The sequence below is a fragment of the Allomuricauda sp. R78024 genome (assembly GCF_044596045.1).
Taxonomy (GTDB): Bacteria; Bacteroidota; Bacteroidia; order Flavobacteriales; family Flavobacteriaceae; genus Flagellimonas.
In genome coordinates, this window is record NZ_CP138995.1 from 2,464,493 (window position 1) to 2,489,033 (window position 24,541).

General features: G+C 37.3%; 20 protein-coding genes. 6 read left to right on the forward strand and 14 right to left on the reverse strand.

Annotated features, from left to right (window positions below):
• Positions 1–46 precede the first annotated feature (46 nt).
• Genes leuB through leuC form a run of 4 tightly spaced genes read right to left on the reverse strand, consistent with a single transcriptional unit; the run spans position 47 to position 4,701 of the window.
• Positions 47–1,102, reverse strand: a complete 1,056-nt coding sequence (gene leuB / locus SJY44_RS11050; protein WP_298926012.1) for a 3-isopropylmalate dehydrogenase — start codon at positions 1,100–1,102, stop codon at positions 47–49.
• Between the two features lie 24 nt (positions 1,103–1,126).
• A complete protein-coding gene (locus SJY44_RS11055; protein ID WP_298926015.1) occupies positions 1,127–2,644 on the reverse strand; it encodes an alpha-isopropylmalate synthase regulatory domain-containing protein in 1,518 nt (505 codons plus the stop codon).
• A 35-nt stretch (positions 2,645–2,679) separates the two neighbouring features.
• Complete coding sequence (gene leuD / locus SJY44_RS11060; protein WP_298926018.1) at positions 2,680–3,276, reverse strand: 3-isopropylmalate dehydratase small subunit; 597 nt, start codon at positions 3,274–3,276, stop codon at positions 2,680–2,682.
• Between the two features lie 15 nt (positions 3,277–3,291).
• On the reverse strand, positions 3,292–4,701 hold the full coding sequence (gene leuC, locus SJY44_RS11065; RefSeq protein ID WP_396589756.1) for a 3-isopropylmalate dehydratase large subunit: 1,410 nt from the start codon (positions 4,699–4,701) through the stop codon (positions 3,292–3,294).
• 418 nt (positions 4,702–5,119) lie between these two features.
• Here leuC and SJY44_RS11070 point away from each other — a divergent pair, with 418 nt between their 5' ends.
• Positions 5,120–6,232, forward strand: coding sequence for a DUF2911 domain-containing protein (locus SJY44_RS11070; RefSeq protein ID WP_396589757.1), 1,113 nt, complete (start codon positions 5,120–5,122; stop codon positions 6,230–6,232).
• A gap of 47 nt (positions 6,233–6,279) precedes the next feature.
• On the opposite strand, the gene recG is transcribed toward SJY44_RS11070, so the two are convergent.
• Positions 6,280–8,385: an ATP-dependent DNA helicase RecG gene (recG, locus tag SJY44_RS11075; RefSeq protein WP_396589758.1), complete on the reverse strand. Its 2,106-nt coding sequence runs from the start codon at positions 8,383–8,385 to the stop codon at positions 6,280–6,282.
• Between the two features lie 46 nt (positions 8,386–8,431).
• Between recG and SJY44_RS11080 the strand changes: the two genes are divergently transcribed.
• Positions 8,432–10,519 (forward strand): M1 family metallopeptidase, encoded by a 2,088-nt coding sequence (locus SJY44_RS11080; protein ID WP_396589759.1) that lies wholly within the window; start codon positions 8,432–8,434, stop codon positions 10,517–10,519.
• A complete protein-coding gene (locus tag SJY44_RS11085; RefSeq protein WP_396589760.1) occupies positions 10,516–11,430 on the forward strand; it encodes a patatin family protein in 915 nt (304 codons plus the stop codon). Before SJY44_RS11080 ends, SJY44_RS11085 begins: the two co-directional genes overlap by 4 nt.
• A gap of 3 nt (positions 11,431–11,433) precedes the next feature.
• On the opposite strand, the gene SJY44_RS11090 is transcribed toward SJY44_RS11085, so the two are convergent.
• From SJY44_RS11090 to SJY44_RS11110, 5 genes are all read right to left on the reverse strand, one after another.
• Positions 11,434–11,952 (reverse strand): hypothetical protein, encoded by a 519-nt coding sequence (locus SJY44_RS11090; protein ID WP_163422518.1) that lies wholly within the window; start codon positions 11,950–11,952, stop codon positions 11,434–11,436.
• Between the two features lie 109 nt (positions 11,953–12,061).
• Complete coding sequence (locus tag SJY44_RS11095; protein WP_396589761.1) at positions 12,062–12,835, reverse strand: hypothetical protein; 774 nt, start codon at positions 12,833–12,835, stop codon at positions 12,062–12,064.
• A gap of 38 nt (positions 12,836–12,873) precedes the next feature.
• Positions 12,874–14,448 (reverse strand): FMN-binding glutamate synthase family protein, encoded by a 1,575-nt coding sequence (locus tag SJY44_RS11100; protein WP_396589762.1) that lies wholly within the window; start codon positions 14,446–14,448, stop codon positions 12,874–12,876.
• A 1-nt stretch (position 14,449) separates the two neighbouring features.
• On the reverse strand, positions 14,450–15,724 hold the full coding sequence (locus SJY44_RS11105) for an amidohydrolase (RefSeq protein WP_396589763.1): 1,275 nt from the start codon (positions 15,722–15,724) through the stop codon (positions 14,450–14,452).
• Between the two features lie 11 nt (positions 15,725–15,735).
• Positions 15,736–16,275, reverse strand: coding sequence for a DsrE family protein (locus SJY44_RS11110; protein ID WP_396589764.1), 540 nt, complete (start codon positions 16,273–16,275; stop codon positions 15,736–15,738).
• A 133-nt stretch (positions 16,276–16,408) separates the two neighbouring features.
• On the opposite strand from SJY44_RS11110, the gene SJY44_RS11115 reads away from it, so the two are divergent.
• Entirely contained in the window at positions 16,409–18,739 is a 2,331-nt protein-coding gene (locus SJY44_RS11115) for an ATP-dependent helicase (RefSeq protein WP_396589765.1), read from the forward strand.
• 51 nt (positions 18,740–18,790) lie between these two features.
• Here the strand turns inward: SJY44_RS11115 and SJY44_RS11120 are convergent, their stop codons facing one another.
• Positions 18,791–20,131 (reverse strand): hypothetical protein, encoded by a 1,341-nt coding sequence (locus tag SJY44_RS11120; protein WP_396589766.1) that lies wholly within the window; start codon positions 20,129–20,131, stop codon positions 18,791–18,793.
• Positions 20,132–20,401: 270 nt separating this feature from the next.
• On the opposite strand from SJY44_RS11120, the gene SJY44_RS11125 reads away from it, so the two are divergent.
• Complete coding sequence (locus SJY44_RS11125) at positions 20,402–21,022, forward strand: L-threonylcarbamoyladenylate synthase (protein WP_396589767.1); 621 nt, start codon at positions 20,402–20,404, stop codon at positions 21,020–21,022.
• A gap of 62 nt (positions 21,023–21,084) precedes the next feature.
• Here SJY44_RS11125 and SJY44_RS11130 read toward each other — a convergent pair whose 3' ends face one another.
• From SJY44_RS11130 to SJY44_RS11140, 3 genes are all read right to left on the reverse strand, one after another.
• Entirely contained in the window at positions 21,085–21,957 is an 873-nt protein-coding gene (locus tag SJY44_RS11130) for an OmpA family protein (RefSeq protein ID WP_298926061.1), read from the reverse strand.
• 94 nt (positions 21,958–22,051) lie between these two features.
• On the reverse strand, positions 22,052–23,053 hold the full coding sequence (locus SJY44_RS11135; protein ID WP_396589768.1) for a glycosyltransferase family 2 protein: 1,002 nt from the start codon (positions 23,051–23,053) through the stop codon (positions 22,052–22,054).
• 12 nt (positions 23,054–23,065) lie between these two features.
• Positions 23,066–23,512, reverse strand: a complete 447-nt coding sequence (locus SJY44_RS11140; RefSeq protein WP_396589769.1) for a type I restriction enzyme HsdR N-terminal domain-containing protein — start codon at positions 23,510–23,512, stop codon at positions 23,066–23,068.
• Between the two features lie 26 nt (positions 23,513–23,538).
• Here SJY44_RS11140 and holA point away from each other — a divergent pair, with 26 nt between their 5' ends.
• Positions 23,539–24,540, forward strand: a complete 1,002-nt coding sequence (gene holA / locus SJY44_RS11145) for a DNA polymerase III subunit delta (protein WP_396589770.1) — start codon at positions 23,539–23,541, stop codon at positions 24,538–24,540.
• The last annotated feature ends 1 nt before the right edge of the window (position 24,541 follow it).

Sequence of the window (24,541 nt, forward strand, 5' to 3'; positions counted from 1 at the left end):
GGGGCATTTTGTTAAAAATGCCCCCTTTTTTATTCCTGATGTATTTTTATAAATTCTTAGCCAACCAGTCTCCAACTTCGCTAGTTTTATAAGCTGTTCCACCTTCGGAAAGATCTTCAGTGACAACACCTTCAGCTAAGGACTTATTTACTACAGTTCTTATTGCTTCAGCTTCATTCTTTAAATCAAAATCTTCAAAAAGCATAGCTGCGGATAAAACGGTAGCCAACGGATTGGCAATATCCTTGCCTGCGGCTTGTGGATAAGATCCATGAATAGGTTCATATAATCTGGCTTTTTCTCCCACCGAAGCCGAAGGCATCAACCCCATGGAACCTGAAATCACGGAAGCTTCATCAGTTAAAATATCACCAAAAAGGTTTTCGGTGATAATAACATCATAGTCACTTGGCCATTGCACCAAACGCATGGCAACGGCATCAACAAATTCATAAGAAACTTCTACCTCTGGATAGTCTTTCTCCATAGCTTGGACAGTTTCCCTCCATAGACGAGAAGATTCCAGTACGTTGGCCTTGTCTACACAACAAAGTCTTTTTGAGCGAGTCATGGCCATTTCAAAACCTTTTTTTGCCAAACGTTGAATCTCAGCACGGGTATATGTCATGGTATCAAAAGCGGTATTTCCATTATCTTTTCTACCTCTTTCACCAAAATAAACACCGCCTGTTAATTCTCTCAATATAATCAGGTCGGTACCCTCAATGCGCTCCCTTTTTAATGGAGATTTATCAATTAATGATGGAAAGGTAAACGTGGGTCTAACGTTAGCAAAAAGCCCCAGTTTTTTACGCATTTTAAGAAGACCTTGTTCCGGACGTACTTTAGCAGAAGGGTCATTGTCAAAACGAGGATGCCCAATAGCGCCAAACAACACTGCATCTGCAGCTTCACATATTGCATGGGTTTCATCGGGGTAAGGTTCGCCAACCGAATCAATAGCTGCAGCACCAGTCAATGCAGGTGTCCAGTTTATTTCATGATTAAATTTCGCAGCGACTGCATTAGATACTTTTACGGCTTGATCTATCACTTCTGGACCAATCCCATCTCCTGCCAATAAGGCTATGTTTAATTTCATGTATACTTTTTATAGGTTGTTTTCTCAAATTAAATTGAGCATTTTTTCTGTGGCTTTTATAGCAGATACCGTTTGATCGGAATCTAGGCCTCTGGTGGTAAAATCATTTTCTTTGGTTTGCCAGGTTATGATGGTCTCACAAAGCGCATCTGAGGTACTTCCTGGAGGAATACGAACTGCATAATCCACCAATTTTGGTAATTCCGTTTTTTCTTTTTGATATACTTTATGAAGGGCATTTATAAAAGCATCAAACTGCCCATCGCCTTGCGCATTTTCCTCATAAGATTTTCCATCTATTTCAATAGAAAGGGTAGTGGAAGGTTTTAAGCCTTTAGAATGAGTCAGAACATAGGACCTAACAAAAACGCGTTGTTGATGCAATTCACTGTTTAAAACATCAGAAATAATATAGGGAAGGTCCTCTTTTGTGACACGCTCCTTTTTGTCGCCTAGTTCTATAATACGTTCTGTTACCTTTTTAAGTTCATCATCGTTAAGTGTTAGCCCTAACTCTTGAAGATTCTTTTGAATATTTGATTTGCCAGATGTTTTTCCTAGTGCGTATTTACGTTTTCTACCAAAACGCTCTGGCAATAAATCATTAAAGTAAAGATTCTTTTTACTGTCTCCATCTGCATGTATTCCAGCCGTTTGAGTGAAAACATTGTCTCCAACTATAGGTTTGTTGTCTGGAATGCCAAAACCAGTAAATGCCGAAACCAATTTACTCACTTTATATAGTGATGATTCCTTTACTCCAATCGAAATCTCGGGCAAAAAATCATTGATTACCGCAACAGCACTTGCTAAAGGAGCGTTCCCTGCCCGCTCTCCCATACCGTTAACGGTTAGGTGCAACCCATGGCAACCAGCTTTCAAAGCTTCCATAATGTTGGCAACACTTAAATCATAGTCATTATGACCGTGAAAATCAAAATGTGAATTTGGATATCGCTTAATGATTTGACCTAAAAAATCAGAAGTTTCATGATACGTGAGTATGCCCAAAGTATCTGGAAGAAGTATGCGTTTTATAGGTTGGGTTGTTAGAAAATCTAAAAACTGAAATACATATTGAGGTGAATTTCGCATTCCATTGCTCCAATCTTCTAGGTATACATTGGTTTCTATTCCCAAAGTTTTAGCCTTGGAAACAACCGCTTCAATGTCTTTGAAGTGTTGTTCAGGTGTTTTCTTTAATTGATGGGTTAAATGGTTAAGAGATCCTTTGGTCAATAAGTTTTGCACTTTTGCACCGGTTTCTACCATCCAATCCAATGAAATTCCTTTGTCTACGAAAGTAAGAACCTCTATCCGAGATAGATAACCTTCGGTTTTTGCCCAATCCGTAATGCTTTTGACCGCCTTAAACTCTCCATCTGAGACTCTAGCCGAAGCTACTTCTATTCGGTCCACTTTGAGTTCTTCCAACAGCAGTTTGGCCAGTGTAAGCTTTTCTGATGAAGAAAAGGACACACCTGAGGTTTGTTCACCATCCCTAAGGGTGGTATCCATTATTTCAACAGTACGTGTTTTCATTTTAGATATAGTGGTCTTAAGGCATAAAAGCTGCCCTATAAAGGAGTGTCCTCAGCAAACTCTCGTATTTCTTTCTCGATGTTCAAAAGGAAATCAATATCGTCAAAACCATTTAGCATATTTTCCTTTTTATAATCATTGATGGCAAAACCCTCATTTTCATTGGTTTCCAAAATGGTAATGGTTTGCTCGGGAAGACTGATTTCCAATTCAGTATTTGGATTTTTCTCAACAGCCCTGAAGATTTTATCCAAAAACTCTGGGCTTACCTGCACTGGTAAAACACCAATGTTTAAGCAGTTGTTTCTGAAGATATCAGCAAAAAAACTAGATACCACGCAACGGAACCCATAATCATAAACGGCCCATGCTGCATGCTCCCTGGAAGAACCGGAGCCAAAATTTTTACCCCCAACCAATATTTTTCCTTTGTAAATGGGATTGTTCAATACAAATTGCTCCTTAGGTGTATTATCTGGATGGTATCTCCAGTCTCTGAACAAATTGTCTCCAAAACCTTTTCGTTCTGTTGCTTTTAAAAACCGAGCTGGGATAATCTGATCAGTATCCACATTTTCTATTGGCAATGGGACTGCTGAACTTTTAAGTATATTGAATTTATCGTAAGCCATTTTGTGTTCTTTTATTTAAGCGATTACTTCCTGCATTAATTCTCGTGGATCTGTTACTTTTCCCGTAACTGCCGCTGCCGCTGCAACTAGTGGGCTGGCCAATAATGTTCTGGATCCTGGACCCTGTCTACCTTCAAAATTTCTGTTTGATGTACTCACGGCGTATTTACCAGCAGGAATTTTATCATCGTTCATTGCCAGACAAGCTGAACAGCCAGGCTCTCTTAGTTCAAACCCTGCTTCATGTAAAAGATCAAGAATACCTTCAGTTTTGATGGCTTCTTCAACTCGGTGTGAACCTGGAACTAGCCATGCAGTGACATTATCCGCTTTTTTTCGTCCTTTTATGATGGAAGCAAAAGCTCTAAAATCTTCAATTCTACCATTGGTACAGCTTCCTAAGAATACGAAGTCTATAGGTTTTCCTATCATAGCTTCACCTTCATTAAAAGCCATATATTCCAATGATTTCTTATATGTGGCATTTCCTCCTTCCACAGCATTTGCCAGTGGAATACCATTTTGAATTCCCATACCCATACCAGGGTTTGTACCATAAGTAATCATTGGTTCTATTTCCGAAGCGGTAAAAGAAATCTCTTTGTCAAAAACGGCATCTTCATCAGAATAAAGTGTTTGCCAATAATCCATGGCCTTATCCCATGCAGAACCTTTAGGAGTATACTCCCTTCCTTTTATATAGTCAAAAGTTTTCTCGTCTGGAGCTATCATTCCGCCTCTAGCTCCCATTTCTATACTCAAATTGCAGACAGTCATACGTCCTTCCATAGACATATCTCTAAAAACCTGCCCTGAGTACTCCACAAAATATCCCGTGGCACCGGAAGTGGTAAGTTTGGAAATAATAAAAAGTGCTACGTCTTTTGGTGTCACCCCAATATTTAAATCTCCATCTATATTTATGCGCATACTTTTTGCTTTGGGCTGCATAATACATTGGGTGGAAAGCACCATTTCAACTTCGCTGGTACCAATACCAAAAGCAATTGCACCGAACGCTCCATGCGTGGAGGTATGAGAATCTCCACAAACAATAGTTGCCCCAGGAAGTGTAATTCCATTTTCAGGACCTATAACGTGTACAATTCCGTTTTTCTCATGCCCAAGGCCCCAATAGGGAATGTTATGGGCTTTGGAATTTTCTTCCAAGGCTTTTAATTGATTTGCGGACAGTTTGTCTTTAACGGGTAAATGCTGGTTCAGTGTTGGGGTATTATGGTCTGCAGTGGCAAAGGTGCGTTCTGGATACAGCACTTTAACGCCTCTATTTTTTAGCCCCAAAAAAGCTACGGGACTTGTTACTTCATGCACCAAATGTCTATCAATAAAAATCACATCAGGGCCATTTTCAATGCGCTGCACTGTATGCGAATCCCATACCTTATCAAATAGTGTCTTACTCATAGTTGTGTTCAATAATTAATAAGCTGGTAAATTTAAAATATGTAAAAAAAAGTGGTGGTATTTTGTTGCGAAAATTACGATGTTCAAGGATGGTTTTAAAATCGATTTGCCTCTTTACTCATGATTTTAGGGGATTTCAAACAAAAAACATTTTAATTGTTATCCGCTTAAAGACGATTCTTAAAGAACTGATTTTAAGAAAATGCGCTTAAAGGGAAATTCCCGATAAATGTTTACTTTTTGATTAAGGAATACATTAGGATTTACGTATTGATTTTGAATACATTATGCCTAATCTGTTGAAATTTAACATGTTTAGTTCTATTTTAACATTGCTGTAACGCTATGGAGACATTGCGCTTTCTACTTTAGAGGATCGACCTAAAAGTTTATTCATTAACACATCAAAAACGAACAAATGAAAAAAAGTTACTCGGCCATTTCGGCCATGATGCTTATTGCGATTTTTTTTATTTCCAATAGCACTTTTGCCCAATTAGATTTTCTACCACGTGGTAGTCAAACGGCAAAAGTATCTCAGCGCATTGGAAACACAGATGTTACCATTGTTTATTCTAGACCTAGCGTAAATGATAGAGAAGTTTGGGGGGCATTGGTTCCTTACGGTATGAACAATTTAGGGTTTGGTACTGCTACCGAATCTCCATGGCGAGCTGGTGCCAATGAAAATACCATCTTCAAGGCTTCAGATGACCTAACCATTGGTGGGAAAACATTGCCCGCAGGTAAATATGGTCTACATATGATTGTGAATGAAGATAATACCGCTACTGTTATCTTTTCTAAAAACTATGATGCTTGGGGTAGTTATTTCTATGAGCCAAGTGAAGATGCACTCCGTGTAGATGTTGAAGCTAAAGAAATTGCTCATGTGGAACAACTTACGTACACTTTTAATGAAGTTGATGCCACTTCTGCAGTAGCTTCATTAAACTGGGAAAAAAAGCAGATTCCATTTAAAGTAGAAACAGACGTCACGAACAATGTTCTTGCAGACATACGTCAAAAATTGCAAACCTCTCCTGGCTTTAATAGACAGACATGGGAACAGGCGGCAAATTACGCCCAGAACAATGGTGGTGATTTAGATGAAGCCCTAGGTTGGGTAGATGCTGCAATTGCCGGACAGTTTTTTAGCCAAAAAACCTTCAATAACCTGAGCATAAAATCTCAGATTTTGACAAAGCAAGGAAAAACTGCAGAAGCAGAAGCATTGATGAAGGAAGCACTGCCTCTAGGAACAGTTTTTCAGGTACATGGCTATGGCAGACAACTTATTGGTCAAGGAAAAAATGCTGAAGCTCTGGAGGTTTTTAAATGGAATGTAAAAAACCATAAGGACACATGGCCTGTACATTATGGTTTGGCAAGAGGTTATTCCGCCGTGGGGGATAATAAGTCAACAATAAAACATTTGAAAATAGCTATGGGAAATGCGCCAGCACAAGCCAACAAGGATAGAGTTGCGGCTAACATTGCTAAAGCGGAAAAAGGAGAAGCAATCAACTAAATATAACCACTACTCATAGGCAAAAAGCCCAGCGAAAGCTGGGCTTTTTAACTTATATAATTCCAAATCGTTTTTTGCTGCATCATTTTTGTATAGGCAAAAAGAATGGAACGATTCTCTTCCCTTTCCAATCTGGGGTCATCTTTGAACAGCTGTATGGCATGGTATCTCGCCGTTTTTAATATCTGATTATCCTTTACAATATCCGCTATTTTAAGATTGAGAATGCCACTTTGTTGTGTTCCCATTAAATCTCCTGGACCGCGCAGTTTTAAATCAACTTCAGCAATTTCAAAACCGTCGTTGGTACGTACCATAGTTTCTAAACGTGTTTTGGCATCTTCAGATAACTTATGGCTGGTCATAAGAATGCAAAAGCTTTGTTCGGCACCTCGGCCTACACGCCCACGCAATTGATGCAACTGGGAAAGCCCAAACCGTTCCGCACTTTCAATGATCATTACCGAAGCGTTGGGAACATTCACTCCAACTTCAATAACAGTGGTAGCGACCATGATTTGAGTTTCTCCTTTTACAAAACGCTCCATTTCGTAATCTTTATCACTTGGCTTCATTTTCCCATGTACAATAGATATCTGATAGTCAGGTAGGGGAAAATCTCTGGCAACACTCTCATAACCATCCATTAAATCCTTATAGTCCAATGCTTCGGATTCTTTAATCAACGGGTATACCATATAGATTTGTCTTCCCTTTTTTATTTCATCCCTGATGAATTGAAAGACTTTTAATCTATTACCGTCAAATCTGTGGACGGTCTTTATGGGTTTACGTCCCGGCGGCAGCTCATCGATAACAGAAATATCTAAATCGCCATAGAGGCTCATGGCCAAAGTTCTAGGGATTGGGGTAGCGGTCATGACCAAAATATGGGGAGGGACTTCATTTTTGTGCCATAATTTTGAACGTTGGGCCACGCCGAATCTGTGCTGTTCATCTATAATGGCCAACCCAAGGTTTTTAAATTGGACCTTATCCTCTAGAACTGCATGAGTGCCCACTAGAATATTTAACTCCCCATTTTCTAACTGTTCATGAATACTATTTCTGTTAGATTTTTTTGTGGAGCCAGTTAACAACGAGATATTGATTTCCATATCTCCTAACAGTTCTTTAAGGCCATTGTAATGTTGATTGGCCAAAATCTCGGTTGGCGCCATTAAACAGGTTTGAAATCCATTATCAACAGCCAACAGCATGCACATTAAGCCTACAATGGTCTTTCCAGAACCAACATCACCTTGAAGAAGCCGATTCATTTGAGCATTACTGCCCATATCATTTCTAATTTCCTTAATTACCTTTTTTTGGGCGTTGGTAAGTTCAAATGGTAAGTGCTCCTTAAAAAAAGTATTAAAATTTTCCCCCACATTGTCAAAGGGCAATCCTTTTATTTTTTGTTTTCGAAGGAGCTTTTTGGAAATTAATTGGAGCTGTACATAAAACAATTCTTCAAACTTGAGTCTGAACTGTGCTTTTGCAAGCAAATCCTGGTTTTTAGGAAAATGGATATTAAAAAGCGCTTCGCTTTTGGGAATTAGTTTTAGTTCATCCAAAATAGCATTTGATAAAGATTCTGGAAATTGCCCTTTACATTCCAAAAACAACTGTTGCATCATTTTGGCAATAACACGATTTGTAATCCCCTTGGCACTAAGTTTTTCAGTAGAAGGATAAATAGGCTGCATTGCAATTTTTAAACCTTTCTGATGTTCAGATAACAACTCCATTTCTGGGTGGGGCATAGAAAATGTGCTGCCATAGCGGGTAGTTCTGCCGAAAACAACATAGGGTTCATTCAGCTTCAGGTTTTCCCTGATCCATTTATGACTGCGGAACCAAACAAGTTCCATTTCTCCTGTTTCATCCACAAAACTGGCTACCAAACGCTTTCCCCGTTTCTGTTCAACAGTTTTAATACGGATAATTTTTCCAACCACTTGAACATCGGCTCCACTGGGTTGAAGTTGATTTATCTTGTAATAGCTGGTTTTGTCAAGATATCTGTTTGGAAATAAGTGTAGCAAATCCCGATAGGTTTGAATACCCAACTCAGACCCTAAGGTATCAGCCCTATTTGGCCCTACACCTTTTAAATATGGAATGGGAGTTTCAAGAAAATTGGGATTCATCAAACTAAAATATGTAATTTGGAAAGACTTTTGCTATTTACAAATCATGAAGCTACGCCCCATCGTTCTTTTTTTTCTTTTTGGACATATGTTATTGTCCCAAATACAGGATAAAGTGGATTTTATAAGAGCTGGGGTTTCTGTTGAAGCATTTCCAGAGGAAAAACGGATTGATGGCACTGTAGCATATGAATTTCAAGTTCTTAAAGATGTGGATTCCATTTTTTTGGATGCTGTCAACATAGATTTACTTTCTGTTTTGTTAGACATGGAGAAAGTCAAATTTGTCAATGATGGAAAAACAATTTCCATCAAAAGAAAATTTAAGAAAGGAGGCTCGCACATTATAAAACTGGAATATACTACTAAGCCCAAACAAACGGTTTATTTTTTAGGTTGGGAAGATGAAAATCCTTCAAACGATCAAATATGGACACAAGGTCAAGGGAAATATACAAGCCATTGGTTACCAAGTTTTGATGATATGAACGAGAAGGTGGAGTTTGATATGCACATCACAGCAAAAAATGGGTTATCTGTTTTTTCTAATGGAAAATTGGTAGAAAAAAATGTCGTAAAAGAAAACAAAGAGGTATGGACTTTTAACATGGACAAACCTATGAGCAGCTATTTGGTAGCTTTTGTTATAGGCGATTTTGAAAAAAGGACCACAGCTTCAACTTCTAAGATTCCAATAGAATTATATTATGAGCCTAAGGACAGTTTAAAAGCCGAACCAACCTATCGATATACGAAAGAAATTTTTGACTTTTTAGAAAAGGAAATAGGGATTCCATATCCTTGGCAGAACTACAAGCAGATACCGGTACAAGATTTTTTGTATGCAGGGATGGAGAATACAGGGGCTACTATTTTTTCCAACACTTTTATGGTGGATTCCATTGCTTTTGCTGATAAAAACTATGTCAATGTAAATGCCCATGAACTGGCACACCAGTGGTTTGGAAATTTGGTCACGGAACAAAGCGGGGAACACCATTGGTTACATGAAGGTTTTGCAACATATTATGCTTACTTGGCTGAAAAAAAGATTTTTGGGGAGGAATACTTTTATTGGCGTTTATTGGAGACAGCTGAGGCGCTTAACAATTTCTCTGGAGATGGAAATGGAGAAGCGTTGACCAATTCTAGTGCCGGCAGTCTTACTTTTTATGAAAAAGGAGCTTGGGCCTTAGTAATGCTCAAGAAAAGAGTAGGAGAACATAGTTTTCAACAGGGAATCCAAAACTATCTGTCTCAATATGCATACAAAAATGTTACAATTTCAGATTTTATTTGGGAAATAGAGAAAGCATCTGGAATGAAGCTTTCCGATTTTGAAGAAACCTGGTTACAAGAATCTGATTTCCCTTTTGAAAAGGTGAAGGATTTTTTGATTGATAAAAGCACTTCTATTTGCACCTACTTCGATATTAAAAATAACATCAAGAAGAAAACAGATTCAGTAGGAACCATTTTAACAGATAAATGGGATGTGCTGCAGTCGGATGATTTAAAATACCGATTGATTTTGGATTATGGCAACGACTTATCGGTAGATTTTCTAAAAAAAATACTGAATGAAGAAAGCCTTAAAGTTAGACAGGCAGTAGCACTTTCACTTGGGAAAACACCTTTACTGCTAAAAGAGGAATTTGAAAGTCTTTTGCTGGATAGGAGCTACAAAACTATGGAGGCCACACTTTATCGACTCTGGACAGATTTCCCAAATAATCAAAAAACATATTTGGATAAGACAAGGAAGGTTATTGGTTTGCCCAATAAGAATGTAAGGTTGCTTTGGTTGACCCTTGCGTTGGTAAGCCCGGAATATAATACCAATCTAAAGCCAGGTTATTTTGATGAACTAAGCAGTTACACAGGTTCAGCGTATCATTTTGAAGTAAGACTTTTGGCATTCCAATATTTGAAAAATATTGGAGGATTTAATGATGAAACCCTTAAAAATCTGGTCGAAGCCTGTAGTCATCATGTTTGGCATTTTAAAAAATCTTCCCGCAATATTTTAAAGGAATTTTTGAAAGGAGAAGGAAGCATTGCCCGACTTAAATCAATATACCCATCTTTGGGTCAAGAACAACAACAATATTTAGACAAAGCATTGAGTAAATGAGAGCATTGGTGATTTCTGGTGGTGGTAGCAAAGGGGCTTTTGCAGGCGGAGTTGCTCAATTTTTAATACAAGAGGCCAAGCATGAATACGATCTATTTGTTGGCACCTCTACGGGAAGTTTGTTGATTTCCCATTTGGCTCTAAACAAGTTGGATAAGATTAAACAAATTTACTCTTCGGTGAACCAAAAGAGTATTTTTAATAATTGCCCATTTCTGATTAAGAAAAAACATGGTGTTGAGGTAATTTCCATTAACCACTGGAACGTGGTAAAAAACTTCATAAAGGGTAAAAAGACATTTGGAGAGAGCGAGAACCTTCGGCATTTAATAAGGGAATCCGTAACACCGGAAGAATTTAATACCTTAAAACAGGGCATAACAGATGTAGTGGTTACCGTATCCAATCTATCGTTGAATCAAGTGGAGTATAAGTCCGTTAATGATTGCACATATGAGGAGTTTTGTGATTGGATTTGGATCTCTTCCAACTATACACCATTTATGAGTCTTGCAAAACGAAATGGTTGTGAATATGCAGATGGTGGACTGGGTAGCTTGGTTCCTATTGAAGAGGCTTTAAAAAGAGGCGCCACAGAAGTAGATGTTGTGGTGCTGCATACAGAGGTGAATTATTTAAACAGAATGCCTGTAAGAAACCCGTTTGAGCTAATGACCACAACTTTTAGCTTTATGTTGGATAGAATTGAGAATCAGAACATCAGAATAGGTAAACTGGTTGCCAACCAAAAGGATGCAATCATAAATCTCTACTATACGCCAACAATATTAACTACAAATTCCCTTATTTTTAATAAAGAACGGATGACTTTGTGGTGGAAACGAGGTTATCTATATGCAAAAAATAAAAATGAAGAAACTAGTCCTATAAACCCTGAACATCAGGAGTAGGGATTACCAAAGTTCACCTACTTCTTTCTTTACAAAACTTAGTGCGGTGGTTGATGGAGATTGTTTTTCCATGGTTTGGTTTAAGATATCCTCTCTAAGTTTATCTGGTGAATCCGTTGCGCTCATACCCGCAGATCTAATAATTTGAATAGTAGCGTTTTTTGCCGCTTTTATGATGTTCCAACATTCTTCAGACATATAAATTTGTTGAGAAAGATTATGTTCAAATTCTGTTTCAACCTGTTTTATGAGCAAATTTTCATAATCGTTCTTATCCTTCCCTTTTGGAGCAACACGCACTACCAAACTATTGATTGAAATTCTTTCCAAGAAAAGAACCATTCTTTCATAAGCTTGCAATCGAACAGGCAGTGTGTCTTTTTGTGAGTCTTTATGAAGTAGAAAGCGTCTTCGGCCTTCTTCATTTCGTGTATGTAATCTAAAAAAGTAAAAGGCAATGGCTCCGGTTACTACAGCAGGCAATAAATAAGCAAAAAGTTGAAAGATGTTATCTCCAGTCATGGAATAGTTGGTTTTTTTGATTTTATAGAGATAAAACGCAGTAAAGTTTTAAATAGTATGAAAGCTTAATAATCAAAGTAATTGTTGCTTCAACATTTTTTGCCCCTTATCAGTTACCAGCTTTCATATCTTCTTTAACCTTATCATAGAAACCTTTATAATCTGGTTGTAGTCTGATGGCGATTCCTTCTTTAAAATTTCCATCTTTAACGGAAATGCCAATATTTTCAGTGGAAACTTCAAAAGAGTCCACTAATTCTTTTGAAATGGCATTTACCTGATCAAAGGTTACTCCAAATTCCCCTGTAATATTCAATCCTTCTATTTTCGTTTTTAAGGTTGGGTTGGCTATAATCACTTTTGCCACATTTTCTAGCCAAGTTTTCCCTAAGTCAGTTAATTCAGAAGAAGTGTCAGAACCAAATAATGTGTTTAAACTGTTGGATATTACAATGTCCCCATCTACAAAATCAGCTTTAGCTTCGCTGCCCATGGTCTGCTTTACTCTTCCCAATAAAACAATAGCTGTGGAATCATTTGATGCTATCATTTCATTGATGCCACTGAGCTGCTTTTCTTTCCGTTCTAAAGCCGCTAAGGTTGCATTGACATTATCACTGCTCTTTTTTGAAAGTTCTGAAAAACTACTTAAATTTTTAAGGAGAGTGCCATTAGCATCACGGAGGCTTATATTTTCATTTTCTAAAGTTTGTGCTTTTGCCTCGCTTGAAGAGATTTTTCGCTTTGACTGTGCAAGTTCATCCTCAACATTTCTTATTTCGGTTTTTAAGTTCTCTATTTCCGCAAAAAGCTCGCTTTTTTTCTGGGAAAGCCCTGCAGCTGTAAACAATAGCGCCAGTAAAATAGGTAAATGTCTTTTCATAGATTCGTATTTATTGTTTTTTGATTTTGAAGGCTAAATTATGATGTTTTTTCCAAAGCAGTTTTTCCACCAAGATATTCGCAGTCATAAAGCTCTTGCATGGAACTAAATGGCACTGCTGTCTTTTTATAACGATAAACAGTTTCCAAATCACTACTTAGATAATCATCATCCACATTTACTTGTATGTCATTCATAGTAAACTGACTTGGGTGCTCATAGCCTGCAGCATGTGTAATTTCTATAAACTCTTTTCTAAAGGTTTTAAAATATTGAGCTAATCTGTCTGATTTTAAAGGAACATTGATGCCATTTTGCAACCATTTACTTTGGGTTGCCACTCCGGTTGGGCATCTGTTGGTATGGCAAACTTGTGCCTGAATGCACCCAATACTCATCATAGCTTCACGAGCCACATTAATACAATCAACACCCATGGCAAACGCCATGGCCGCTTTGGCAGGGAAACCTAGTTTTCCACTCCCGATAAAAACAATACGATCCGTAAGATTTCTATCCTTGAATGTTTTGTAAACCGATGCAAACCCATAGACCCAAGGTAAAGAAACATGATCAGCAAAACTTGGAGGAGCCGCACCAGTACCACCTTCACCACCATCAACGGTAATAAAATCAGGTCCTTTTCCAGTTTTCTTCATTAAATCGGCCAATTCATTCCACTGCTCCATTTTTCCAATGGCCGCTTTGATACCAACGGGAAGTCCAGTTTCCTGCGCTATCGCTTCAATAAGTTCTAAGAGTTCTGGAATTGAACTAAACGCTTTGTGTGTGGCGGGAGAGAGGACATCTTTTCCAACTTCAACACCTCGTATGTTAGCAATTTCAGGGGTAATCTTAGCTCCGGGCAAAACACCTCCTTTACCTGGTTTTGCTCCTTGTGACAGTTTTATCTCTATGGCTTTGATGCACGGGTTTTCATCCACCAAAATTTTCATTTTTTCTATGGAAAAATTACCTTCTCTAGACCTGACACCGAAATACCCTGTGCCAAAATGGAATATGACATCACCACCCTGTTTATGATAGGGTGACAGGCCCCCTTCACCTGTATTATGATAGGCATGACACTTTTTAACACCATGGTTCATGGCATCCACTGCAGCAGCGGATAGCGACCCAAAACTCATAGCTGAAATATTGATAACCGAGGCTGGTCTATACGGTTTTTTACGTTTGTTGTGCGCTCCAATTACTTTTGCACAGGGAAGAAAGTATGGGTTCTCAATATTTGGATGATTGGACCTCATTTGATACCCAATCATGGCATTTTTTATAAAAATGTGCTGATGAGAATAGATATCCCTATCAGTACCAAACCCTTCATAATTGTTTTCCTTTTTGGCTGAAGCATAAATCCAACCTCTTTCTATTCTATTGAAGGGCAGTTCTTCTCGGTTATTGGCAACAAAGTATTGGCGCATTTCTGGGCCAATACTTTCCAACCAATATCTTAAATGCCCTACTATTGGGAAATTATGGCTTATGGTATGCGCTTTTTGAAAAAAGATGTCACGTATTGCCACAAACAGTAGAAATATGAGAATCCATGCCCACCAAGGAACATTCGCCAAAAAATCCAATAAGATATCCATTTTACATATTCAGATAATCCAATGCCAGTTGGGTCATGGTTTTTACACCTAATAACAAGCCACTGTCATCAATTTTAAAGTCTGGAGTATGATGTGGAAAAGATTCAGTACTTCCGGGTGTCATACCTCCAAGGAAAAAATAAAACCCTGGGACCTTTTCTTGAAAATAGCTAAAATCTTCAGCGCCGGTAATGGCTTTATGAATGGTAACATTTTCTTCTCCCGCTACCTTTTTAAGGGTAGGGGCCATCTGAGCGGTCAAATCCAAATCATTGTATGTGATAGCTGTAGAGGTATGGATATCTATAGTAGCATCACCTCCATAAACTTTCGCGATGGCAGGTACCATTTCTTCCATACGTTTATTAATGAATTTCTGCATTTCATAGTCCAAAGTTCTTATGGTACCAATCATTTCAGCACTTTCAGGAATAATATTGGAACGAACCCCACTGGTTATTTTACCAACGGATATAACAGCAGCTTCGTTAATCAATTCAGTTTCCCTACTTATAATAGTTTGCAGACCATCAATAATTTTAGCACTTATTAAAATTGGATCAACTCCTCCCCATGGCTGAGAGCCGTGTGTCTGCTTTCCTTTTACATTGATTACGAAACGTTGAGCCGAAGCCATACTACCCCCTGGCTTGTATTTTACAGTTCCTACTGGGGTTTGTGAGTTAATATGAAGACCAAAAATGGCATCAACATTTGGATTTGTGAGTACACCTTCTTTTACCATTAGCAATGCTCCACCTTCTTCACCTGGTGGTGGTCCTTCTTCAGCTGGTTGAAATATAAATTTTACTGTTCCTTTGATTTTGTCTTTGTTTTTGGAAAGTACTTCGGCAACTCCCATTAAAATGGCAGTATGGGTATCGTGTCCACATGCATGCATGACACCTACGCTTTTACCTAAAAATTCTGATTTCACTTCCGATTTATATGCAAGATCATTACGTTCGGTGACAGGTAATGCATCAATATCTGCTCTTAGCGCTACCACTTTACCAGATTGGTTGCCTTTAAGTAAGCCAACAACGCCGGTTACAGCTACTCCGGTCTGTACTTCAATACCAAGAGACTTTAGATGTTTTGCAATTTTCTCGGCAGTTTTAAACTCCCTATTGCTTAATTCAGGATTTTGATGGATATCTCGCCTCCATTCAATTACTTTGCTTTCAACCGCTGAATAATCTTTTTCCAGGTTGGGGCCTTGTGCCCAGATGGATAAACTGGTTAATAGGAAAGTAAGTGTGAAAATTTTGTTCATATATGTTGGATTTAAAATTTTATAAGTCGATAACCTTCATTTTGAAGCTGAATCAGTGCAGTCATTGCAGAAAGCGAAATTTTGGTTCCGGAAATAAGTTCATTTTTAGGATATTTCCGTGAATTTGAAGACTGGCCGCAAAGAATAACTTCTACCCCAGAATCCATCAACGTTTTTACCATATCATAATTTGGGTTAGGAACGCCAAACCTGGACTTGTATGCCTCATTATCAATAACATCCTTAGAAGCTTTATTGTGCACCACTAAAGTTACTTTGAGTTGTGATTGGGGAACACCGCCTTGAACGTGCATGTTCAAGAATCGGGCGGCAGTTTCAATGCTTCTGTTAATTTCAGTGTGAGATTCAGGGCTGTTCATGATATCAAAAACTGCTTTGAACTCTGCATCGACATCTGTTTTAAAATCTGGATTTTCAACAGACCAAACTTCACCGTAATTCTCTATTACTGGGCCGGCTTGCTTCTTTTGAGCACTTCCGACTAAACAAATCAAACCAAAAAATAAAGGGAAAAAATAATTATGTTGCATTATTCACTCTTGAGTGTCTAAATATATTCAAAATCAAATTAAAACTACTTTCGTGTTTATAAGTATTGAAAGGATGATTTTAGCATGAAACCATTATTGGCTAATTTCACGTTTACTTAAAATACTTTAGCATTTGAATACTTTTTTGGATGAATTGAATGATGCGCAGCGAGCCCCTGTACTGCACAAAGATGGCCCCCTTATGGTTATTGCTGGCGCAGGTTCCGGAAAGACCCGTGTTTTGACCTACCGGATTGCACATTTGATGGATCAAGGCGTGGATTCCTTTAATATTCTTGCATTAACCTTTACCAACAAGGCTGCTCGTGAAATGAAAAAGAGAATTGCCACGATCGTTGGTAGTTCTGAAGCAAAGAATTTGTGGATGGGAACGTTTCACTCGGTTTTTGCAAAATTGCTGCGTTTTGATGGAGATAAACTTGGCTACCCGAGCAATTTTACAATTTATGATACCCAAGATTCTCAACGATTGATTGCTTCTATCATAAAAGAGATGGGACTTGACAAGGATATTTACAAATACAAACAAATACAAAATAGGATATCTTCTTATAAGAACAGTTTGGTTACTGTAAAGGCTTATTTCCAAAACCCGGAATTAGTGGAGGCTGATGCCATGGCCAAGCGACCCAGACTTGGAGAAATCTACCAAAATTATGTGGACCGTTGTTTTAAGGCAGGCGCAATGGATTTTGATGACCTTTTATTACGGACCAATGAGTTGTTGACGCGTTTTCCAGAGGTTTTGATGAAATACCAGGACAGGTTTAGGTATATACTGGTAGATGAGTATCAGGATACCAATCATTCCCAATACCTCATAGTAAAGGCATTGTCCGATCGCTACCAGAACATTTGTGTAGTTGGGGACGATGCCCAGAGCATCTATTCGTTTAGGGGTGCTAATATCAGTAATATCTTGAATTTTCAACGAGATTATGATGATGTGGGAATGTATCGTTTGGAGCAAAATTATCGATCTACAAAGAATATTGTAAATGCTGCCAATTCTATTATTGCCAAGAATAAAAATCAACTGGAAAAAATAGTTTGGACTTCCAATGATGAAGGGAGTAAAATAAAAATACACAGAAGTATTACTGATGCAGAAGAGGGTAGGTATGTAGCTAGCTCAATTTTTGAGAATAAAATGCAGCAACAAATGCAAAATGGAGAGTTTGCCGTTTTGTACCGAACCAACTCTCAATCAAGAGCCATAGAAGATGCTTTACGGAAGCGGGACATTCCATACAGAATATACGGAGGTCTTTCCTTTTATCAACGAAAGGAAATCAAAGATGTACTGGCTTATTTGCGAATGGTTATTAATCCAAAGGATGAAGAAGCTTTAAAACGGGTGATTAACTTTCCTGCAAGGGGCATTGGTCAAACCACCATTGATAAATTGGTTGTAGCTGCCAATCACTATGGCCGTTCCATTTTTGAAGTGATGGAACACATGGAAAAACTCGATTTGAAAATCAATACGGGAACCAAGCGTAAGCTGGGCGATTTTGTAACGATGATCAAGAGTTTTCAGATTATGAACGAAGGTTCTGACGCTTTTACTCTTGCAGAACATGTTACTAAAAAGACAGGATTATTATTGGAATTCAAAAAAGATGGCACTCCTGAAGGCATAGCCAGAATGGAGAATATTGAAGAGCTTTTGAATGGAATAAAAGATTTTGTAGAAGGACAGAAAGAATTGGCAGATGCTACTGGAGCGATATCAGAGTTTTTGGAAGATGTTGCCTTGGCAACAGATTTAGATAAGGATACAGGAGATGATGACCGTGTAGCATTAATGACCATTCATTTGGCCAAAGGACTGGAATTTCCTTATGTCTATGTTGTTGGGATGGAAGAAGATCTGTTCCCTTCTGCGATGAGCATGAACACAAGAAGTGAGTTGGAAGAAGAACGAAGATTGTTCTATGTGGCATTGACCAGGGCTGAAAAACAAGCATTTCTTACCTATACACAAAATCGATACAGGTGGGGAAAACTTATTGATGCAGAGCCCAGTAGGTTTTTAGAAGAGATTGATGAGCAATATGTTGAGAATCTTACTCCCGTTAATGATGGCTATCGATATAAATCCATGATTGATGTTGATATTTTTGGTGATGTGGATAAAAGCAAGTTACGTCAAATAAAACCAAAGAACGGAGCACCTCCAGCTGTACATAAACCAAATGAAAATCAACTACGAAAACTTAGAAAACTAAAACCTGAACTAGCAGCTCCAGCGAACAATACAGGTTCTATTGACCCTAATTTGGTTGAAGGTTCTTTGGTAAACCATACCCGTTTTGGAAAAGGAAAGGTTTTAAAAGTTGAAGGAATTGGTAATGATAAAAAAGCTGAGATTCAATTTGAAAGAGGAGATATTAAAAAACTACTGCTCCGCTTTGCCAAGTTAGAGATTTTAGAAGGGTAAAGGATTAAAAGGCTTGTGTGAGTCCTCCAAAATTCATTTTGAATGATTCAACTATTGCACGTATCCACAAAATACCTGATCAGTGAATTCCACAATGGGGTTTTCTTGGTTAAAAGGAAACGTATAAATATTGAAATATCCTTTTTGATCTCCATAATCTAGATTACAGTCAATTTCTCTAATATCATTATTGCTTGTAGCATCTACCAATTCTGCAAATAGAATTTCCCGCTTTTTTATTAGGGCTTTCGCCATGTGTTTGGATAGAACATGTTTTTCACTTTCCATATTATAAATGAGCAAAGGCCAATTCTCTGAGGCGCCACTACCCGAAAAGAAAAGAAATTCGTTCTTTTTTCCAATCAAACTAGCTACATCTTTTAAGTTAAACGTTAGGGAATCAATACTTGATGAATAAATAGAAACCTCTGTATTTTTCTTTTTATAATTATTGGTCACTTGTATTTCCAATAGGTCATTAAATTTATAGATATCTGTTTCTCCTTCTTTATTTTTAGATAGTGGAAGCTCTGAACCATTTAAAAAATTAAAGGAATTTCTTTGCTCAAAATCCTTTTCTTTTGACACATTACTTAAGTCTATTTCTTCTCTTAAATGTTCATTATCATAGGTCTTTCCATTGAATGTCATAGGTCTATACACAACGGTTGAACCCCAAGCTTCTGGTTTTAAAATTAATGACCCATCTTTTTCTATATTAAAATCCATTTGAGATTCAAAACCCAAATCCTCAATGCTATAGTAAGAAGCCATGGAGCTTTTGTTATTTGGAAATATATTGGACTCTTCTAAACCTTCATTAACAGAAGTATATGCATCTACCTTGTAATAATATTCCATTGCGGAATACTTACCCCATCCGTGAAAGAGGTATAGAGGTTGTTTCCCTTCTGTTTTTAAAGTATAAATTTCATTGTAGCATGCCGGATTCCCGCTTAGTGATGTAGGGACAACCTTTTTGTTTACAGTAAACAGTGCAATGTTTTTATAATTTATCAAAGACTCACCGATTCTGGTATCCCAAGAGAATATCCCTATCTTTTGATTATCTGATATAGCGAAAGTAAAATCATGTTTTTTGTAATAGTATGATGTACTTATCTCAGACAAGACTTTTGGAGATTTCACTTTTTCTATTGTCTTTCTGATATGCTCGTTGACAAGAATTGCAGATTCTGAAAATGAAGAGTTATCTGGATCAATACTTGATAGTCTTTGTAGTAATACATCTAAACTATCAATTACTTGTTTCCCATTATCAAAGCTAAAATTTTTAGCATATAATTTGTTCTCTATTTTTTGATTAGAGCAGCTTAATGAAACCAATAGGAGAAAAAAAGTCAGGGCTTTAATGTAGGGGCTAAGCATCATGATTTGTGCTGATTAGATTAAAATCAACATAAAATTGGTCATTTTTTTAGTGTGGTACAGGGAGAAATGGATTCATGACCTTTTTCATTTGATAAACAGCGTATTTGACCAAAGGGATGCACAAAAGGTTAAAAATTAGGGTTTTGACAACCCTTGCTTGGACTCAAACATAAGTTTTGCCCATAATCTTTGTTTCTTTGTATACAATTTGATTGCTAGAGATTATTGCATTTCAAATTTTTAAAATGATTTTATTTAAACGGAACTCACATGGCGGAGCTGATAAAGCTTTATGAAGAAAACCCAAACCCTAAACAAGTAGAGAAAATTGGGAAGGTGCTACGAAAAGGCGGGTTGATTATTTATCCCACTGATACCGTATATGGTCTGGGGTGCGACATCACGAACTCTAGAGCTTTGGCAAAAATTGCCCGTATAAAAGGTATAAAGTTGGAAAAAGCGAACTGGTCATTTATCTGTCCTGATTTAAGTAACCTTTCAGACTTTGTGCGACAAATAGATTCAGTAACATTCAAAATTTTAAAAAGAGCACTCCCAGGTCCTTATACTTTTATTCTTCCAGGCAACAATAACCTTCCAAAGGACTTTAAGAAAAAGAAGACTGTAGGCATAAGAGTCCCCGATAATGAAATTGTGAAGGCCTTGGTCACAGAATTGGGGAATCCAATCGTATCTACTTCCATTTATGATGAAGACGATATCTTAGAATACACAACCGACCCAGAACTTATATTTGAGAAATGGGAGAATTTGGTGGATATAGTTATTGATGGAGGATATGGCGGAAACATAGCCTCCACAGTTATTGATCTATCCACTGGGCAGCCTGAAGTTATAAGGGAAGGTAAAGGTAGTCTGGATATTTTTTAAGAAAGCTTCTAAAAACAAAAAGCGGCCCTAAGGCCGCTTTTAAATTTACTTTATAATATAAATTATTTTCCAGACCCACCAATTGCAGGATCTTTCATTCCTTCTTCTATCATGTTATAGAATTGGTCAATTTTTGGAAGAACAACAATACGCGTTCTTCTATTTTTTGCCCTTTCAGCTGCAGTATCGTTTGATGCCAATGGAACATAAAAACTTCTTCCGGCAGCGGTCATACGTTCAGGAGCCACGTTAAAATCTTTTTGCAATGTTCTTACAATAGCTGTTGCTCTTTTTGCACTTAAGTCCCAGTTGTCTACCAAAACACCACTAGAATAAGGAACGTTGTCCGTATGCCCTTCTACTAAAAATTCGAAATCTGGTTTGTTGTTTACAACTTTAGCTACTTTACCTAAGACTCCTTTGGCAGCATTGGTTATGTTGTAACTTCCGCTTCTGAACAACAATTTATCAGAAATAGAAACAAAGACTACACCTTTCTCAACACTTATTTCAATGTCTTCATCATCTAAATTGCCAAGAACTCCTTTTAAACTTTGTACCAAAGAAAGATTTACAGAATCTCTTCTTGTAACAGCATCTTGCAACTTTCTAATGGTTAAGTCTTTTTCTTGCAGACTTTCAAGAGATTTTTCAAGATTTTCAGCACCTTTTGTGGTTAATGTAGTCAAATTACCCATGTTGTTGATCAACTCTTGGTTGTTTGCTTTCAAAAACGCGTTTTGATCTTCTAGGGTTTGCAATTTTGAAGTTGCAGACGCTTTCTCCTCTAAACAATCGTTAAGTTTAACAGTTGCCGAGTTCAAAAGATCTTGGGTTTCTTTTTGCTGTGCTTCTAGCTCAGCATATTTTTTTTGTGATACACATGATGACAATAAAATTGCCATTGTTAATGTTCCTAGGAAAACTTTTTTCATAATCTGAATGTATAAATTAAGGATTGTTAAATATCAATGCTAAAATGGTCAGGCAAAATTAGATAAAAATGAAATTTTAAATATTTCGCCATCGTTAATCTTTTACTAAAATGTTAAAATTCTTTATTTGATGTACGAAATGAGACCAGACTATGGATGTTGTTGAATAGTACTTTAATATAAAATTAGCTTTTTCTCTTTTTTTGTAAAACCTCCTAAAGTTAGCATAAAAACTTAGATGTGCGCGCAGAATGGCAAAGCAATGGTTAAACCTAAATTGAAAAACAAAACGTAAAGCGGCTATACCATCTAATATCAGTCGCAAAAAAATTATGGATAATGCCTTTTTTCTTGGCAGGTTTTTGGTGATGGAATACAGAGAGTTCCTGAAATTAAGAAATGTCTTTTTTGGGTTCATATTCTTTAAGGTAGAACCCCCTAAATGATATACTTGGCTCTCTCCTACATAATATACCTTGTGATTTGAATTTTTGGCCCTCCAGCAAAGGTCGATTTCTTCTTGATGGGCAAAATAATCTTCATCAAATCCTTTAAGGGCTTTAAAAACATCACTCTTAATAAACATGCAGGCACCAGTAGCCCAAAAGACTTCTTTTATATCATCGTATTGACCTTCATCCTTTTCCAAAGCTTGAAATATTCTACCACGACAAAACGGATACCCCAATTTATCAATAAAGCCACCTGCTGCACCAGCATACTCAAAATATTCCTTTCGTTTTAAATCCAATATCTTGGGCTGTATGATGGCTGCTTCGGGGATTGTGTTAAAAGCTTCAAGTATAGGTTTCAACCAATTGGCGGTAACTTCAACATCAGAATTTAAAAGACAAAAAAGATCAGCCTCAATATTCTTTAATCCATCATTGTATCCTTTTGCAAATCCACCATTTGTAGTGTTTTGGACAATACCTATGGTTGGGTAGGTATCTTTTATAAATGCAACAGAATCATCTGTACTGGCATTGTCAACAACATATATACTTGCTCCATGTGAATGGGCAATAACCGAGGGAAGAAATTTTTCTAGCAATGTCTTCCCGTTCCAATTTAGTATGACAACGGCGACTTTCAAAACGGGAGCAAATTAACGGCTAAAATCAGGAATTTCCTTCAAAAACCTATATTTTTCATTTTCAAGATCCATTTCGCAATAATAATGGTCAATACCATTCGTCACCATTAGGTAGTTGGATTTTAAAAGATAATTGTACTGCGCAATCTGATCAAACGTGGTTTGATCAATTTTTATATCTGGTGATTTGCACTCTACCAAGATTTCTATAGCGCCATTTGGTTTAAAAACGACAATGTCATAACGCTTTTTCAGATTGTTGACAACCAGTTGTTTTTCTATATTGATGAGACTCTTGGGGTATTTTTTTGTTGAAATTAAATAATGGATTACATGCTGGCGTACCCATTCTTCAGGTTGCAGCACCACAAATTTTTTGCGGATCACATCAAAGATATGGAGCCTATTTTCGCTATTTTTGATTCTAAACGAATACTTGGGAAAGTTCAACGCTTGCATTGGACAAATTTGATGATTTTTTCTGAATGGATAGGATAAAGGAAATTGTTGCGAACATTAATCAAGGGACACCAAAACCTATTTATTTTTTGATGGGTGATGAACCCTATTATATTGATAAGATTTCAAAATATATTTCGGATAATGTATTGACGGAAGATGAGAAAGGATTTAACCAAATGGTTCTTTATGGAAGGGAAACCAGCGTGGATGAAGTAATTTTAAATGCCAAACGCTTCCCTATGATGGCCCAATATCAAGTTGTCATTGTAAAAGAAGCGCAGCATCTTTCTCGTAACATTGAAAACTTTAGTGCTTACGTTGAGAATCCGCAACCTACTACCATACTTGTAATTTGCTATAAATACAAAAAGCTGGACAAGCGAAAAAAGCTGTATAAAACCATTCAAAAAAATGGCGAACTTTTTGAAAGTAAAAAACTGTATGAGAATCAGGTTTCCGAATGGATACGGAGGACATTAAGCGGAAGAAAACGCAAGATTTCCCCAAAAGCCTGTATGTTGCTTGTGGAGTTTTTAGGGACTGATTTAAGTAAAATCAGTAACGAACTAGATAAGCTGGCCATAGTTGTGCCGGAAACAATAGAAATTACTCCAGAGCTGATTGAGGAGCATATTGGGTTTAGTAAGGACTTCAATAATTTTGAACTTAAAAAAGCTATTGGAGAAAGGAATGTGGGTAAGGCCACCCGTATTATTAATTATTTTTCTCAAAACCCCAAGGATAATCCATTTGTGGTTACCATTACCTTGTTGAACACTTTTTTCACCCAACTTTTGCAATATCATGGGCTTAATGACCATTCTCCCGGCAACGTGGCCAAAGTGCTTGGTATAAATCCATATTTTGTAAATGAATTTACCGTTGCAGCAAAAAATTATCCTATGAAAAGTGTGAGTGGGATAATCTCAAGTTTACGGCAACTGGATTTAAAAAGTAAAGGAGTTGGAGCAAACAATATGGCACAGGCCGATCTTCTAAAAGAACTGCTTATAAAAATTGCATAGA